General features: G+C 71.7%; 20 protein-coding genes and 1 tRNA gene. 17 read left to right on the forward strand and 4 right to left on the reverse strand.

From position 1 onward, the window contains the following. Positions 1–177: 177 nt before the first annotated feature. Positions 178–654, reverse strand: coding sequence for a cupin domain-containing protein (locus ACZ404_RS23260; protein WP_468442828.1), 477 nt, complete (start codon positions 652–654; stop codon positions 178–180). A 125-nt stretch (positions 655–779) separates the two neighbouring features. Between ACZ404_RS23260 and ACZ404_RS23265 the strand changes: the two genes are divergently transcribed. The 4 genes from ACZ404_RS23265 (at position 780) to ACZ404_RS23280 (ending at position 3,068) form a co-directional block, all read left to right on the forward strand. Next, the gene (locus ACZ404_RS23265; protein WP_468442830.1) at positions 780–1,367 is read left to right on the forward strand and encodes an HhH-GPD-type base excision DNA repair protein; all 588 of its coding nucleotides are present in this window, start codon (positions 780–782) and stop codon (positions 1,365–1,367) included. Between the two features lie 422 nt (positions 1,368–1,789). Next, positions 1,790–2,458 carry an HdeD family acid-resistance protein gene (locus tag ACZ404_RS23270; protein WP_468442832.1) on the forward strand — a complete coding sequence of 223 codons (669 nt, stop codon included), beginning with the start codon at positions 1,790–1,792 and terminating at the stop codon, positions 2,456–2,458. Between the two features lie 94 nt (positions 2,459–2,552). Further along, positions 2,553–2,882: a hypothetical protein gene (locus tag ACZ404_RS23275; protein WP_468442834.1), complete on the forward strand. Its 330-nt coding sequence runs from the start codon at positions 2,553–2,555 to the stop codon at positions 2,880–2,882. Between the two features lie 54 nt (positions 2,883–2,936). Next, positions 2,937–3,068: a hypothetical protein gene (locus ACZ404_RS23280; RefSeq protein WP_468442836.1), complete on the forward strand. Its 132-nt coding sequence runs from the start codon at positions 2,937–2,939 to the stop codon at positions 3,066–3,068. A gap of 265 nt (positions 3,069–3,333) precedes the next feature. On the opposite strand, the gene ACZ404_RS23285 is transcribed toward ACZ404_RS23280, so the two are convergent. After that, positions 3,334–3,834, reverse strand: a complete 501-nt coding sequence (locus tag ACZ404_RS23285) for a helicase HerA-like domain-containing protein (protein ID WP_468442838.1) — start codon at positions 3,832–3,834, stop codon at positions 3,334–3,336. A 115-nt stretch (positions 3,835–3,949) separates the two neighbouring features. Between ACZ404_RS23285 and ACZ404_RS23290 the strand changes: the two genes are divergently transcribed. Both ACZ404_RS23290 and ACZ404_RS23295 read left to right on the forward strand, forming a co-directional pair. After that, on the forward strand, positions 3,950–4,246 hold the full coding sequence (locus ACZ404_RS23290; protein WP_003999914.1) for a type II toxin-antitoxin system VapB family antitoxin: 297 nt from the start codon (positions 3,950–3,952) through the stop codon (positions 4,244–4,246). Between the two features lie 101 nt (positions 4,247–4,347). Continuing rightward, the gene (locus ACZ404_RS23295; protein ID WP_468442840.1) at positions 4,348–4,983 is read left to right on the forward strand and encodes a LytR C-terminal domain-containing protein; all 636 of its coding nucleotides are present in this window, start codon (positions 4,348–4,350) and stop codon (positions 4,981–4,983) included. A 73-nt stretch (positions 4,984–5,056) separates the two neighbouring features. Here the strand turns inward: ACZ404_RS23295 and upp are convergent, their stop codons facing one another. Next, on the reverse strand, positions 5,057–5,692 hold the full coding sequence (upp, locus tag ACZ404_RS23300; protein ID WP_468442842.1) for a uracil phosphoribosyltransferase: 636 nt from the start codon (positions 5,690–5,692) through the stop codon (positions 5,057–5,059). Between the two features lie 107 nt (positions 5,693–5,799). Here upp and ACZ404_RS23305 point away from each other — a divergent pair, with 107 nt between their 5' ends. From ACZ404_RS23305 to ACZ404_RS23345, 9 genes are all read left to right on the forward strand, one after another. Further along, positions 5,800–6,006: a hypothetical protein gene (locus ACZ404_RS23305; protein ID WP_468443191.1), complete on the forward strand. Its 207-nt coding sequence runs from the start codon at positions 5,800–5,802 to the stop codon at positions 6,004–6,006. A 313-nt stretch (positions 6,007–6,319) separates the two neighbouring features. Next, positions 6,320–6,850 (forward strand): tRNA adenosine deaminase-associated protein, encoded by a 531-nt coding sequence (locus ACZ404_RS23310; protein WP_468443193.1) that lies wholly within the window; start codon positions 6,320–6,322, stop codon positions 6,848–6,850. Positions 6,851–6,909: 59 nt separating this feature from the next. Then, complete coding sequence (gene tadA / locus ACZ404_RS23315; protein ID WP_468442844.1) at positions 6,910–7,341, forward strand: tRNA adenosine(34) deaminase TadA; 432 nt, start codon at positions 6,910–6,912, stop codon at positions 7,339–7,341. Positions 7,342–7,386: 45 nt separating this feature from the next. Beyond that, positions 7,387–7,471, forward strand: a tRNA-Ser gene (locus ACZ404_RS23320). Between the two features lie 195 nt (positions 7,472–7,666). Then, a complete protein-coding gene (locus ACZ404_RS23325) occupies positions 7,667–7,846 on the forward strand; it encodes a hypothetical protein (RefSeq protein ID WP_468443195.1) in 180 nt (59 codons plus the stop codon). A gap of 18 nt (positions 7,847–7,864) precedes the next feature. Next, positions 7,865–8,158 (forward strand): Dabb family protein, encoded by a 294-nt coding sequence (locus tag ACZ404_RS23330; protein WP_468442846.1) that lies wholly within the window; start codon positions 7,865–7,867, stop codon positions 8,156–8,158. A 169-nt stretch (positions 8,159–8,327) separates the two neighbouring features. Next, on the forward strand, positions 8,328–9,167 hold the full coding sequence (locus ACZ404_RS23335; protein WP_468443197.1) for an RNA polymerase sigma factor SigF: 840 nt from the start codon (positions 8,328–8,330) through the stop codon (positions 9,165–9,167). A gap of 312 nt (positions 9,168–9,479) precedes the next feature. Then, positions 9,480–10,415 (forward strand): RNA polymerase sigma factor SigF, encoded by a 936-nt coding sequence (locus ACZ404_RS23340; RefSeq protein ID WP_468442848.1) that lies wholly within the window; start codon positions 9,480–9,482, stop codon positions 10,413–10,415. Positions 10,416–10,718: 303 nt separating this feature from the next. Further along, on the forward strand, positions 10,719–11,285 hold the full coding sequence (locus tag ACZ404_RS23345; RefSeq protein WP_468442850.1) for a hypothetical protein: 567 nt from the start codon (positions 10,719–10,721) through the stop codon (positions 11,283–11,285). A gap of 19 nt (positions 11,286–11,304) precedes the next feature. Here ACZ404_RS23345 and ACZ404_RS23350 read toward each other — a convergent pair whose 3' ends face one another. Beyond that, complete coding sequence (locus ACZ404_RS23350) at positions 11,305–11,502, reverse strand: hypothetical protein (RefSeq protein WP_468442852.1); 198 nt, start codon at positions 11,500–11,502, stop codon at positions 11,305–11,307. 204 nt (positions 11,503–11,706) lie between these two features. Between ACZ404_RS23350 and ACZ404_RS23355 the strand changes: the two genes are divergently transcribed. Together ACZ404_RS23355 and ACZ404_RS23360 are read left to right on the forward strand one after the other, a co-directional pair. Next, positions 11,707–12,210, forward strand: coding sequence for a MarR family winged helix-turn-helix transcriptional regulator (locus tag ACZ404_RS23355; RefSeq protein ID WP_468442854.1), 504 nt, complete (start codon positions 11,707–11,709; stop codon positions 12,208–12,210). Between the two features lie 87 nt (positions 12,211–12,297). Further along, the gene (locus ACZ404_RS23360; protein WP_468443199.1) at positions 12,298–14,754 is read left to right on the forward strand and encodes an MFS transporter; all 2,457 of its coding nucleotides are present in this window, start codon (positions 12,298–12,300) and stop codon (positions 14,752–14,754) included. Position 14,755: the final 1 nt, after the last annotated feature.

Raw genomic sequence — 14,755 nt, forward strand, 5'->3', positions numbered from 1 at the left:
CCCTCCGTCCCCTGCTGCACCGCTCCTCGCATACGTACGGAGAGAGCGGCCGCTGCGCTCACCGCCGGGTCCGCTGCGTGCGGGAGAACGGCCGGCTGTGCTGCCCGGATGCCTACGGCGAGTTCGCCGGCCGCACGCGCCGCCGCACGGCAGTGCCGGTCTGTCCCTCGAGCAGGCTCATGGACGGCACAGTTCCGCGATCCGGGCGGCCTCGGACGGGTAATGCGCCGTGAGGTCCCGCGCGTTCCCGTGCTCGTACCCCTCGTAGGTGAATCCGGGGGCCATCGTGCAGCCGAAGAACGTCCACGCGCCCCCGGGTGCCACCCGCGCCCCCATCCAGGTGCGGGCGGGCACGGTGAGCTGGAGGTGCTGGCCGGCGCGCAGGTCGGGACCGAGGACGGGGGTCCGGGTCGTGCCGTCGGGGGCGAGGAGCAGCAGGTGGAGGGGGTCACCGAGGTAGAAGTGCCAGATCTCGTCGGCCGGCAAACGGTGCAGGGCGCTGAAGTCGTCCGCGGTGAGCAGGGCCACGATGGCGGTGCCCTCCGGCCGGCCGTCCGGCCGCTCGGGCCCCGCCCAGGTCTGCCGGAACAGGCCGCCCTCGCGGGGGATCGGCTCCAGGCCGTAGTGGGCGATCAGCTCCTCGGGCGTGGTCACCGGGGCAGGCTACCGCTGCCGTGACGGTCGGTCGGCACCCGGCAGCGCCGGGGACCCGGCCGGCCCGTGCCCGTACGGTCGGCCGCCCGGCTGCGTCCTTCCCGCAACGGCGCGATCATGGCCGTATGGACGTCACCCTGCACCTCGCCCAGGACCCCGAGGCCGACGCGCTGCTCGGGCGCAGTCCGCTCGCCGCGCTGACCGGGATGCTGCTGGACCAGCAGATTCCGATGGAGTGGGCGTTCAAGGGGCCGGCGACCATCGCCCGGCGGATGGGCGCCGACGACCTGGACGCCGGGGAGATCGCGGCGATGGACCCGGAGGCGTTCGCCGCGCTGCTCTCCGAGAAGCCGGCCGTCCACCGCTACCCGGGGTCGATGGCCAAGCGGATCCAGCAGCTGTGCCAGTACCTGGCCGAGCACTACGACGGGGACGCCGAGCGGGTCTGGAAGGGCGTCGGGAACGGGCAGGAGCTGCTGAAGCGGCTGCAGGACCTGCCGGGCTTCGGCAAGCAGAAGGCGCAGATCTTCCTGGCCCTGCTCGGCAAGCAGCTGGGCGTGCGGCCCGAGGGGTGGCGGGAGGCCGCCGGGGCCTACGGCGAGGAGAAGTCCTTCCGCTCCGTCGCCGACATCACCGGACCCGAGTCACTGGCCAAGGTCCGCGCCCACAAGCAGGAGATGAAGGCGGCAGCCAAGGCGGCCAAGGGCAAGTGAGGGGAGCGGGGGGCTTGGCCGCGGTCGGGAGCGGTGGAGACGGTCGGGCGGTGGAGGCGGTCGGGGCGGGTGAGGGCGGCCAGGGAACGGGGCGAGGCCGCCGGACGTGGGTGAGAACGGCCCGGGGGCAGGTGACGGCAGCCGGAAAACGGATGCAGACAGCCGGGGAAACAGCTGGAGGCGACCGGGGCAAGGTGGCGGCAGCCGGGCGACAGGCGGAAGCAGCCGCAGGCAGGTGACGGCAGCCGGGGAACGCATGCAGGCAGCCGGGCAACAGGCGGAAGCAGCCGGAGGCAGGTGGCGGCGGCCGGGGAACGGCTGGAGATGGCCGGAGGCAGGTCACGGTGGTCGGGGCGGGTGACGTGTACGCCGGGTGGCTCACCCGGGTGGCACGGAACTGGTGTCCGTCCTGAGCTTGGAGCATGACCGAGGCACCCAGCGGCGGCCCCTCCTGGGGTCGCGAGTACGACGACCGCTTCGTCCACGCGGGCCACCCGCCCCAGGGGCACCACGAACCCGAGCCGCCGTTCGAGGGCCCGCTGCACGCCCTGTCCCGGGCCGCCTGGCAGGTGGTCCTGGTCACCGGTGTCGCGTCCCTGATCCTGGGCATCCTGGTGCTGATCTGGCCGGGCCCCTCCCTGCTCGTCGTGGGCGTCCTGTTCGGCCTCTACCTGGTCATCGGCGGCGTCTTCCAGCTGGTGTCCGCCTTCGGCACCCACAAGACGACCTCGCTGCGCGTGCTCGCCTTCATCAGCGGCGCCCTGTCGATCCTGCTGGGCCTGTTCTGCTTCCGCGGGCCCATGCAGTCGATCCTGCTGCTCGCCCTGTGGATCGGCATCGGCTGGCTGATCCGCGGCATCACCCAGACCCTGGCCGCCCTGCACGACTCCCGCATGCCCGCGCGGGGCTGGCAGATCTTCCTCGGGATCGTCACGTTCGTCGCCGGGATCGTGCTGATCGACTCGCCGTTCAAGTCGGTCGCCGTGCTGACCCTGGTCGGCGGCTGGTGGCTGGTGGTGGTCGGCGTGGTGGAGGTCGTCACGGCGTTCGGCATCCGCGGCCGCGCCCGGCAGGTCCCGCACACCGTCTGACCGGCGTCAACCACACGCCCCTCCCGTCCCCCGAGCGAGCGGTTCTCCCGGGCGGGGCGATGCGCACCGCACCCGACCTGGGGAGGGGAACGACGTGAGCACCGCACCGCGCCGCCCGCCGCGCCACCGCGCGTGGTTGCGGCTGCTCGTGCTGCTGCTCGCCCTGCTGGTGCCCGGCGCCCATGTCCAGGCTCAGGCGGCGCCCGGGCCGGCCCTCGTCGCCGGGGCGGCCGAGCACGAGCACGAGGTCCTCGACACGGTCGTACGGCCCTCCGTCCACGCCGCCCACCGGGTGGACGTACCCCGGCGCCCCGCGCCCCTGCCCGCACCGGCGCCCAGGCGGGCGGACGGGCGCCCGTGTCCCGGCGTGCCGCGGCCGCCGCACGCCGTGTCCCTGCTGCGCACCGTGGTGCTGCGCTGCTGACCGAGCCCGCTCCGCAACGAGAAGGCCCGTCAGCACGACGCAAGGAACACAGCCATGCCCTCAGACCCGTACGCCGTCCTGCGCGCCCTGCTGCGCGCGGAGGCGCGACGCAGCGCGGCCCACGAGCCGCAGAACCGGAAACCGGAACCGCAGCGGTCCCCGCAGGAACGGAACCGGAACAGCTGAAGCCCGAGCAACGGCCGCCCGGCAGAAGCGGGGGCCGCTGCCCAACTCCCGGCGGAGGCAGCCCCACCGCCTCCGCCGGGCCGTGAGGAACTCCGTGCGGGCGGTGGTCCGGCCAGGAGGAGGCGGTGGGCAGGGTTCGTTCGGGGGTGGCGGGTCAAGCCCGGCGAGAGGGGTCGGTCCCGCCGGCGGTGGTCCCGGCCCACGCCCCCGTGCCGGGCCCGACCTGCCGCCCCCGGCGAAACTTCACCCCGGTCCCCTCGCCGCCCTACCGCCTTCGTCGGGCCGTGCCGAACAGGGAGCGGGTGATCTCGCGGCCGAGTTGGGTGCCGACCGAGCGGGCCAGGGACTTGAACATGCCGCTGCCGACGACCTGTTCCACCAGGGACTGCTCGTCCCGGTGCTGTTCCCGGCCCGCCTCCGGGGCCTTCTCGGGCGGCTGCTGTTCCTGGGCGGCGCTCAGCTTCTCGTACGCCGACTCGCGGTCCACAGCCTGTGCATAACGTTCGAAGAGCCCCGAGCCCCGCACCGCCCCGTCCAGCCCGGCCGCGTCCACCGGGCCCAGCTGCCGGGTCTTGGTCTTGCCGGTGCCGGTGGCGCCCGCGACCAGGCCGTGCCGGTTGAGCACGGGCAGCGGGATGCGGACCGGCGCGTCCGGGTGGCAGTGGCCGTCCCAGAGCAGGGCGCCGAGGTCGAGGGCGGGACCGGTGAAGGCGTACCCGGCGGCGATCTCCCGCGCCTCGGCGGGGAGCGTCACGCTGTCACTCATGTCCGTCCCCTCTCCCCGGCTGATCCTGGTATCCACCCATTCGCCACGGCTTTTCCAGCGTCGCACTGCGGCGCCATGGCTGCGCCCGGAACGTCTCGACCGGTAGGCTTTCCGTGTGATCTTCAAGCGCATCGGAAACGGCCGGCCGTACCCCGACCACGGCCGGGAGAGCACCCGGCAGTGGGCGGACGTCGCGCCGCGCCCGGTCCGCCTCGATCAGCTCGTGACGACCAAGGGGCAGCTCGATCTGGAGACCCTGCTGGCCGAGGACTCGACGTTCTACGGCGACCTCTTCGCGCACGTCGTGAAGTGGCAGGGCGACCTGTACCTGGAGGACGGCCTCCACCGCGCGGTCCGCGCCGCCCTCCAGCAGCGGCAGGTGCTGCACGCGCGCGTGCTCGAGCTCGACTGACACCGGCGCGGCGGGTCCGTTTGCCCCTTTCGGGTTCCGCTGAGCCGCACCGACTGATCATCGGATAGGCATCGCCGCTCGGTGCGCACTACGCTGCGTTCATGAGCATGCTGACTCCTCCGGGCATGGGTGGCCAGTACCGGATCACGGGGGACAAATACCCCCGGATGCGTCCGCCCCGGCGGCGCGGCAGGCTCGTCCTGGCCGCGGTGGCGTCCGTCGCCGTGCTGGGCCTGACCGGCTGGGGCACGCTGCAGCTCATCGACGTGTTCACCGGGGGCGGCAAGAAGTCCTCGGCGGCCGGGGGCAGGACGGAGTGCCGTACGAAGGCCGGTTCCGCCGTGGCGCACAAGGCCCTGCCGAAGCCGGGCCTGATCACCGTGAACGTCTACAACGCCACCACGCGCAGCGGGCTCGCCAAGACCACCGCGGACGCGCTGAAGAAGCGCGGCTTCAAGATCGGCACGGTGGGGAACGCGTCCAAGCAGTACGACAAGAAGGTCAAGGGCGCAGGGGTGCTGCTCGGCCCCGCCACCGCGCTGAACACCTCGCTGCCGGTGCTCGCCACCCAGTTGGACGGCGCCGAGCGCCGCACCGACGCCCGCAAGGGCACCGACCTCGACCTGATCCTGGGCGACGGCTTCAAGAGCCTCACCCAACAGGCGGCCGCCGACCGGGCCCTGACCAAGCTGACCACGCCCGAGCGGACGCCCGCGACAACGAAGAAGGACTGCTGAACGGGCGAAGGAGTGCGCCGGACCGCCCGCCTCCGGCCGGCGGGCGGTGCTCGGCGGAGCTGCTGGGCGGGAACTACTCCGCCGCGCCGTACAGGCGGTCGCCCGCGTCTCCCAGGCCGGGGACGATGTAGCCGTGTTCGTTGAGGTGGTCGTCGACGGCTGCCGTCACCACCGTCACCGGGGTGCCCGCCAGCTCGCGCTCCATGAGCTCGACGCCCTCCGGGGCGGCCAGCAGCACCACGGCGGTCACGTCGTCGGCGCCGCGCTTGATCAGCTCCTGGATGGCCGCGACCAGAGTGCCGCCCGTGGCCAGCATCGGGTCCAGCACGTAGACCTGGCGGCCCGACAGGTCCTCCGGCATGCGCGAGGCGTAGGTGGACGCCTCCAGCGTCTCCTCGTTGCGGATCATGCCCAGGAAGCCCACCTCCGCCGTCGGCAGCAGCCGGACCATGCCGTCCAGCATGCCGAGCCCGGCCCGCAGGATCGGCACGACCAGCGGGCGGGGGCGGGCGAGCTTGACACCGGTCGTCCGCGCCACCGGGGTCTGGATGTCGACGGCCTCGGTGCGCACGTCCCGCGTGGCCTCGTAGGCGAGCAGGGTGACCAGTTCGTCGGCGAGCCGGCGGAAGGTCGCGGAGTCGGTGCGCTGGTCGCGCAGCGCGGTGAGCTTGTGGGCGACCAAGGGGTGGTCGACGACGTGGAGACGCATGTCCTTAACAGTAACCGCGTCCGCGCGCCGCTCGCTCTGGCATCAAACGGCCCGTACGAGGGAAGGTGGGAGGGACGGACCCAGGGTGGTGTTGACCTGTGCCTGACCTGCCTGACCATGAGAGCGACGCTGCCGCGCGCAAGCGGCTCGACCAGCCGGACCAGCCGGAGACCGACGCCGAGCGGCGTCGCCGCCGCGCCCGGTTCCTGCGCGAGCTCGCCGAGGCCAGGGCGCTGCGCGAGCGCGTCCAGCCCCGGCGCGCCAAGGCGGCCCGGCTGCGCCACGCCATGCGCATGCGGACCTTCCGCTGGTAGCCGACCGGGCCCGTCGGACGTGATCCCGGCGGCGCGGACCGGCGCCCGCGCCGCGTCGAGGTGGTGGGGCATGCGTGAGCGCAGGGAAAACCCGCGTACGATCCGCAGGTGGCGGCAACGAGCGCGCTGGTGGGTCGGTCACGGATCCACGATCGAAAAGGCCAGACACAGGGAGCCGAAGACGTCCCCTGAACGCCTTGTTTCTGCCACGATTCCGAGTGGGTGGGGCTCGGAGCCCTGAGCTCTCTCCACCCGAGAACCTCCGCCGGGGGAACCCCCAACCGGCACGCCTATGACCAGTGGGAGAGTCACGGTGTACTTCGCCGCACTGCTCGCGCGCACCGAAGACGGGTGGGAAGCGAGCGACACAGAGCTCGACGATGTGGAGACCCTGTCGGATCTGGCCGACCTGGCCCGGGAAGCCTCTCCCGACGAGGACACGGTGCTCGTGCTGATCGAGCAGGAGGACGCCTGGTTCGGTGTCGTCCGCGTGGACGGCGAGGACGACCCTCGCATCTACGTCTCGGACGCGGCCGCCGCCGCCCGCAGCGCGTACGGCGAGCTGCTGCTCACCGACGAGCTGCTCGGCCGGGAGCCCGGCACGGACGACGGCCCCGACCTGGACGCCCTCGACCTCGACGGCACCGAGGACGGGGAGTCCGAGGAGGACGACGAGGACGGTCCCGCCGCCGACGCGGTGCCGCACAGCCCGGTGGGCGACAGCGAGATCCTCGACGACCTGGGCATCGGCGAGAAGGAGCTGCGCGCCCTGGACGCCGAGGACGCCCTCAGCGCGATCGCCGAGGCCCTGGGCGCCTCGGAGGTGCTGGAGACCGTCCGCTGACCGCGCCGCAGGAGACGTCAGGACCACCGGATCCGGTACGGGACCGCTGGCGGCCCGCGATGCGTCTCGCCCTGGACGAGGCCGGTCTGGCCGTCCGGGGCGGGGACGTACCGGTCGGCGCGGTCGTGCTGGCCCCGGACGGGACCACGCTGCTCGCGGCCGGGCACAACGAGCGCGAGGCGACCGGCGACCCCACGGCGCACGCCGAGGTGCTCGCGATCCGGCGGGCGGCGGCGAAGCTCGGGCAGTGGCGGCTGAGCGGCTGCACGCTGGTGGTCACCCTGGAGCCCTGCACGATGTGCGCGGGCGCGCTCGTGCAGTCCCGGGTGGACCGGGTCGTCTACGGCGCCCGGGACGACAAGGCGGGCGCGGCCGGCTCCCTGTGGGACGTCGTACGGGACCGGCGGCTCAATCACCGCCCCGAGGTCGTGGAAGGCGTCCTGGCCGAGGACTGCGCCCGGATGCTCACGGACTTCTTCCGGGACCGCTGAATACCGATTTCAAACCATGCCCCACCTTGCTGTAGGGTCTCCCTCGGTAGCGTGTCCGAGCGGCCGAAGGAGCTCGCCTCGAAAGCGAGTGTGGCGCAAGTCACCGAGGGTTCAAATCCCTCCGCTACCGCTGGAGAAGGGCCCCGTCGCGAGACGGGGCCCTTCGTGCATGCCGCGGAACGACCCTGCCGTGCGCGGAACGACCCCGCGGTGCGGCGGAACGGCCCTGCGACATGAGTTCATTGGTCGTACAAGAAGACGAAACGGCTACACTCGCCGCCGGCAGCAGGGGCCCATGGGGCACACAGGTACAGGGGAGGCCGCGGTGGCGGTGAACGCCAAGAAGATCGCCGTGTACGCGCTCGTGGTCTTCGCGCTGTACGTGATCATCACGGACCCGGCCAAGGCGGCCGACTACGTCCAGATAGGCTTCGAGGGCATATCGGACGCGGCCAAGGCGATCGGCGACTTCATGACCTGGCTCGCCAACGGCGCGAAGAACTGACGAGCTGAGGGAACGCCCATGATCCGCCACCTGGTCCTCTTCAGGCTCAACGAGGGCGTCGAGCGCGACGATCCGCGGGTCGTCGCGGGTGTCGAGGCCTTCCGGGCGCTCGGCGGGCAGATCGAGGAGCTGCGTTTCTGGGAGTGCGGCTGGAACGTCAGCGACCGGCCCATCGCCTACGACTTCGCGATCAACTCGGCGGTCGAGGACCAGGACGCCCTCAAGCGCTACCTCGAGCATCCGGCCCATCAGGCCGGCGTCGCGATGTGGCGTGAATTCGCCACGTGGGTGATCGCCGACTACGCATTCTGAGTCTCTTTTCCGAGCCTCGCACCCGGGAAGCCCTCCGCCGGAACGGCGGGGGGCTTTCATGCGTGCAAGGCCCCAACTTGTCGCTGTTTTACCACAACACGGCGTTATGCGGTGCTTGCACACAGTGCACATGTCTTGTGATGCTATGACCGCTTTTGACGGATGATTGATCGATGAAGAGGTGGCGTTGACCGTGTCGGCCAGTACTGCGCCGCCCCAGGAGGAGGCACCCGCTCCGGAGAAGCGCCGCGGCGCCGACACCCGCGCGCTGACCCAGGTGCTCTTCGCCGAGCTGAAGGAACTCGAGCCGGGCAGCCCGGAGCACAACCGCGTGCGCGGGGCGCTGATCGAGGCCAACCTCCCGCTCGTGCGCTACGCCGCCGCCCGCTTCCGCTCCCGCAACGAGCCCATGGAGGACGTCGTCCAGGTCGGCACCATCGGCCTGATCAACGCCATCGACCGCTTCGACCCGGACCGGGGCGTGCAGTTCCCGACGTTCGCCATGCCCACCGTCGTCGGCGAGATCAAGCGCTACTTCCGCGACAACGTCCGCACCGTCCACGTGCCGCGCCGGCTGCACGAGCTGTGGGTCCAGGTGAACAGCGCGACCGAGGACCTCACCACCGCCTTCGGGCGCTCGCCCTCCACCGCCGAGATCGCCGAGCGGCTCCGGATCAGCGAGGAGGAGGTGCTGTCCTGCATCGAGGCGGGACGGTCGTACCACGCCACCTCCCTGGAGGCCGCGCAGGAGGGCGACGGGCTGCCGGGACTGCTGGACCGGATCGGCTACGAGGACCCCGCCCTGGACGGTGTGGAACACCGGGACCTGGTCCGCCATCTCCTCGTCCAACTCCCCGAGCGCGAACAGAGAATCCTTCTGCTGCGCTACTACAGCAATCTCACCCAGTCCCAGATCAGCGCGGAACTCGGTGTGTCCCAGATGCACGTCTCCCGGCTACTCGCGCGTAGCTTCCAGCGACTGCGTTCCGCGAATCGGATCGAGGCATAACCGGCGCACGGGAGCACGTTCCCGAACACACCAGACCACGGCGGATCGCAAACATGAGCGAGCCGTAACCGGCGCGAGCGAATCGCTCACCTGCGCTCTTACCGACAGTTGTGCCCCGAAAAACCGTCAGACCCCTTCTTTCCAGGGCCGATTCGCGTCTCGCATGTCGACATGTCACTACAGCGTGTTGCCGACATGTGACATTCTTCCGGCAGCGCGTTTGCCGGGCCTCCGGCGCCGGTATTCAGGTGAAGGCTGCGTTGCTCGAAAGACAGCGCCGCCGCGACCGTCCCGCGACCCAAAGGGGGTGGCATGTCCGCAGACCAGGGCAGCTCGAAGGTGCTCACGCCCACGAGCGAGGCAGCGCCCAAGGAGCTCGACGCTCTCGACGTCCTCGACGGCATCGAGGGCGTCACGGCTCTCGACGCCGTGCCGTCCCCGGCCGACCCGGCCGCCGCCCCTGCCCCGGCCCTGCCGGCCGCGGCGGACATCGACACCCGAACCCTGTCCCGATCCCTGTTCCTGCGGCTCGCCGCCCTCGACGAGGACAGCCCCGAGCGCGCCTACGTGCGGGACACCCTGATCGAGCTGAACCTCCCGCTCGTGCGGTATGCGGCGGCGCGCTTCCGCTCGCGCAACGAGCCGATGGAGGACATCGTCCAGGTCGGCACCATCGGCCTGATCAAGGCGATCGACCGCTTCGACTGCGAACGCGGCGTGGAGTTCCCGACGTTCGCGATGCCGACGGTCGTGGGCGAGATCAAGCGGTTCTTCCGCGACACCTCGTGGTCGGTGCGCGTCCCGCGCCGGCTGCAGGAGCTGCGCCTGGCCCTCACCAAGGCCAGCGACGAGCTGTCGCAGAAGCTGGACCGCTCCCCTACGGTGACGGAACTGGCCGCGGTCCTCGGCGTCTCCGAGGAGGACGTGGTCGACGGCCTCGCGGTCGGCAACGCCTACACCGCCTCCTCCCTCGACTCCCCGGCCCCCGAGGACGACGGCGGGGAGGGCTCCCTGGCCGACCGCCTCGGCTACGAGGACAGCGCGCTGGAGGGCGTGGAGTACCGCGAGTCCCTCAAGCCGCTGCTGGCCAAACTCCCGCCCCGGGAGCGCCGGATCATCATGCTGCGCTTCTTCGCCAACATGACCCAGTCCCAGATCGGCGAGGAGGTCGGCATCTCCCAGATGCACGTCTCCCGCCTGCTGACCCGGACGCTGGCCCAGCTCCGCGAGGGGCTCATCTCGGACTGAGGGTTCCGGGGTCCGCCTGTTCCGTTCTGACGCCCCGTCAGCCACACTGGCCCGATGCTTCGGGCGACAGGGACTGCACGGGCGGCACGGGCGAGCAGGGCCGTAGGCACGGGACCGGTGACCGGCCCGGCCTGGACGCGTGGCCGCCGAGGCGCCGTTACGGCAGCGTCGGCGGCCGTCGTCTGTCTGGGCGGGGTACTGGCCGCGTGCGGGGGCGGCGGCGCGGGCGGCGGTTACGTGGCGGTCGGCGCCGCGGGCGGATCACCTCAGGGGGATCCGACGGCCACAGCGCCCACGGGCTCGGTGACACTGGTACCGCTCGACGGGCCGAGCAGGGATACGAAGCGCCGCGACACCGACTCGTCTCCAGGCGCCGACGCCAGTGCCGACGCCAACGCGGATGCGAACAGGCCCAGTTCGACGTCCACCGATGCCCCGGCCGACGGGGCGCCGCCGGCCGTCGCCTCCCCCGCCCCGGCCACGACGGCCCCGGAGTCCGGCAGCGGCGGCACCCCCGGTCACGCGACCACGGCTCCGCCCTCACCCACCCCCTCGCCGACCACCCCCGCAGTCCTCACCTGGGGCACCCCTGCCCGTGTGCCCACGGACCGGCGCTGGTGCGAGCAGGTGACCGTCGGCTTCCACAACTCTGGCGGCACGGCGGTGCGTTCCGGCACGGTGACGTTCGGGACGCACATCATCGGTGCGCTCGACATCGACTGGGGCACGGTGGAGTCGGTCGTGGACCTGCCCGTGCCGATCCGGCCCGGCGCCCACGAGGACCCCACCTGGACGGTGTGCGTCGACGCCTGGCGGGTGCCGGTCGGCATGCACATCGAGACGCGGGACGTCGCCGTCCGGTGGAAGTAGCCGTACGACCCGCGACGCCTTACTTGAGCGCCAGCCAGGCCACCGCCGCGACGACCGCCACGGCCACGACGATGCCGATGATCAGGCCGATGCGGGGGCCGCTGGAGGCCGCCGCCTGCTGCTGGCGTCCCTGGGGAGCCTCGTCGACGAACGCGCGGAACATCTGGGTGCTGCCTGCAGGGTCGTAGTTGCCCTGGGGGCCCTGGGTGTTAGCCATGGCCCGAGACACTAGCGAATCCGGTGGTGCGACCCAAGTGGGGGTCCACCGGGACAGACGTAGTGGCCACGACCACTCCGACCAGCGTATTTACGGTCGCAATACTTGCCTTTGCCAACTTTTTGCGCCGGGGACCGCCGATTTGTTTGCCTGCAGCAACCAACTCTTCTATGGTTGCCCGAAGCAACGAATACGGGAGGTGTGATGGCCGAGCAGGCGCAATACGAGGAGCTGGCACGCCAGCTCAGCGCCGTCGGAGCCGTGAAACGGGACATGGGGCGGATCCTGCCGTCCGACTGCCCGGCCGGCTCGGCCGCCGTCCTGACCCTGCTCGGCCGCGACGGCGACATGCGCATGAGCAAGCTCGCCGAGCTGCTCGCCGTGGACATGTCGGTCACCAGCCGCCATGTCGCCCACGTCGCCGCCCGCGGCTGGATCGAGCGGCACCCGGACCCCGCGGACAAGCGCTCGCGCATCCTGCGCCTGACGCCCGCGGGCCTGGCGGAGCTGGAGGAGCTGTCCCGGCGGACGACGCGACTGCTCGCCGAGCGGCTGAGCGACTGGTCCGACGACGAGGTCGGCCAGCTCATCCGGCTGATGACACGCCTGCGCGCCAGCTTCGGCGACTGCCGGTCCGTCCCGGCCCGGCACGCCTCCGCGGCCGCTCCCGTACTCGACACGACCACCCGTACACCCGCAAGCACGTAAGAGAAGGAAGCCACGCCCATGGCAACGACCACACCAGCCGGTGTGCGGGCTCACGCCAAGCACGGGGGAGGCCAGGGCCACGCCCCGATGACCCACCGGCAGATCATGGAGGCCCTGTCCGGGCTGCTGCTCGGCATGTTCGTGGCGATCCTGTCGTCCACGATCGTCTCCAACGCCCTGCCGCACATCATCAGCGACCTCGGCGGCGGCCAGTCCGCCTACACCTGGGTGGTCACCTCCGCCCTGCTGTCGATGACCGCGGCCACTCCCCTGTGGGGCAAGCTCGCCGACCTGTACAGCAAGAAGGCGCTCGTCCAGATAGCGCTGATCATCTACGTCGCCGCCTCGATGGCCGCCGGTCTGTCGCAGAACCCCGGCATGCTCATCACCTTCCGGGTGTTCCAGGGCATCGGCGTCGGCGGTCTGTCGGCCCTCGCCCAGATCGTCATGGCGGCGATGATCTCCCCGCGTGAGCGCGGCCGTTACTCCGGCTACCTGGGCGCCACCTTCGCCGTCGCCACCGTCGGCGGCCCGCTGCTCGGCGGTGTCATCACCGACACCTCCTGGCTGGGCTGGCGCTGGTGCTTCTACGTCGGTGTCCCCTTCGCCGTCATCGCGCTGATCGTGCTGCAGAAGACCCTGCACCTGCCCGTGGTCAAGCGGGAGGTCAAGGTCGACTGGGGCGGCGCGTTCCTGATCTCCGCCGCCGTCTCGCTGCTGCTGATCTGGGTCACCTTCGCCGGTGACAAGTACGACTGGCTGTCCTGGCAGACGTACGCGATGGTGGGCGGTTCGATCGTCCTCGGCGCGCTGTTCGTGCTCGTCGAGGCCAAGGCGAGCGAGCCGATCATCCCGCTGCGCCTGTTCCGCAACCGCACCATCACGCTCACCTCGCTCGCCTCGCTGTTCGTCGGTGTCGCGATGTTCACCGGCACGGTGTTCTTCAGCCAGTACTTCCAGCTCGCCCGGGACAAGTCCCCGACGATGTCGGGCATCATGACGATCCCGATGATCGGCGGCCTGTTCGTCTCCTCCACCGTCTCGGGGCAGTTCATCACCCGCACCGGCCGCTGGAAGGCGTGGCTGGTCAGCGGTGGCGTCCTGGTGACGGCCGGCCTGGTGCTGCTCGGCGGCATGCGGTACGACACCGAGTACTGGAAGCTGGCCGTCTTCATGGGCCTGCTGGGTCTCGGCATCGGCATGATGATGCAGAACCTGGTCCTGGCCACGCAGAACCAGGTGGCCCCCTCCGACCTCGGCTCGGCCAGCTCCACGGTGACCTTCTTCCGCTCGCTCGGCGGTGCGGTCGGCGTCTCGGCCCTCGGCGCGGTGATGTCGCACCGGATCACGCACTACGTCATGGACGGCGTCTGGGCCCTGAGCCCGAAGTACCAGAAGGCGCTGGCCGGTTCGAGCTCCACCGACACCATCCCGGACATGGGCAGGCTGCCGGCCCCGCTGCGCACGCTGCTGGAGAGCGCCTACGGCCACGGCATCGCCGACGTCTTCCTCATCGCCGGCGCTCTGGCCGCCGTCGCCTTCCTGATCACGCTGTTCATCAAGGAGGTCCCGCTGAAGACCAAGGGCGCGCTCGCCCAGGCCGCCGACGCCGAGGCCCCGGCCGCCGTCGCCACCACCGTCGAGGCGCAGGCCCCGGCCGCGGAGGCCGCCCCGGTCCCGGCCGCCGTCGCCACCGCCCCGGCCGGCACGGCCACCGGCACGGCCACCGTCACCGCCACCCGGCAGCTCACCGCCGTCGCCACGGCCGAGCCCGGCGCGGCCGGAGGCACCCCGGTGCACGGCTTCGTCCGCGGCGCCGAGAGCGCCCCGGTCCCGCAGGCCGCGATCACCCTGATCTCGCTCTCCGGCCGCCAGCTCGGCCGGGCGGTCGCCCAGTACGACGGCTCCTACGGGCTCAGCGCCCCGGGCACCGGCTCGTACGTGCTCATCGCCTCCGCCGACGGCTACCAGCCCCAGGCCTCCACCATCGTGGTGGGCGAGGAGCCGCTGGCGTACGACATCCTGCTCAGCGGCACCAGCGGGCTCACCGGTGTGGTCCGGGCGAGCGGCAGCGCACTGCCGGTCAAGGACGCGATGGTCATCGTCACCGACGTGCGCGGGGACCTGCTGGCCACCGCCGCCACCGGGGAGCAGGGCGAGTTCTCGTTCACCGACCTGGTGCCGGGCGCGGTGACCGTCGCGGTCAACGCGAGCGGGTTCCGGCCGCGCGCGCTGCCGGTCGAGGTCGCCGCCACCGGCATCACCCGGATCGAGGTCGACCTGGACGCCGGCGCCCGCCTCCAGGGTGTCGTACGGGCCCCGCACGGGCCGCTGGCCGACGCCCGGGTCACGCTGGTCGACCAGGCGGGCAACGTGATCGGCACCGCCACCACCGGGACGGACGGGGCGTACGCCTTCACCGACCTGGACAACGGCGATTACACCGTCATCGCCACGGGCTACCCGCCGGCGGCCACCGCGCTGACCGTCTCCGGCACCGGCGTGGACGGCCACGACATCGAACTCGCCCACCCCGGCGAGTAGT

The sequence above is a fragment of the Streptomyces sp. NPDC030798 genome (assembly GCF_055572275.1).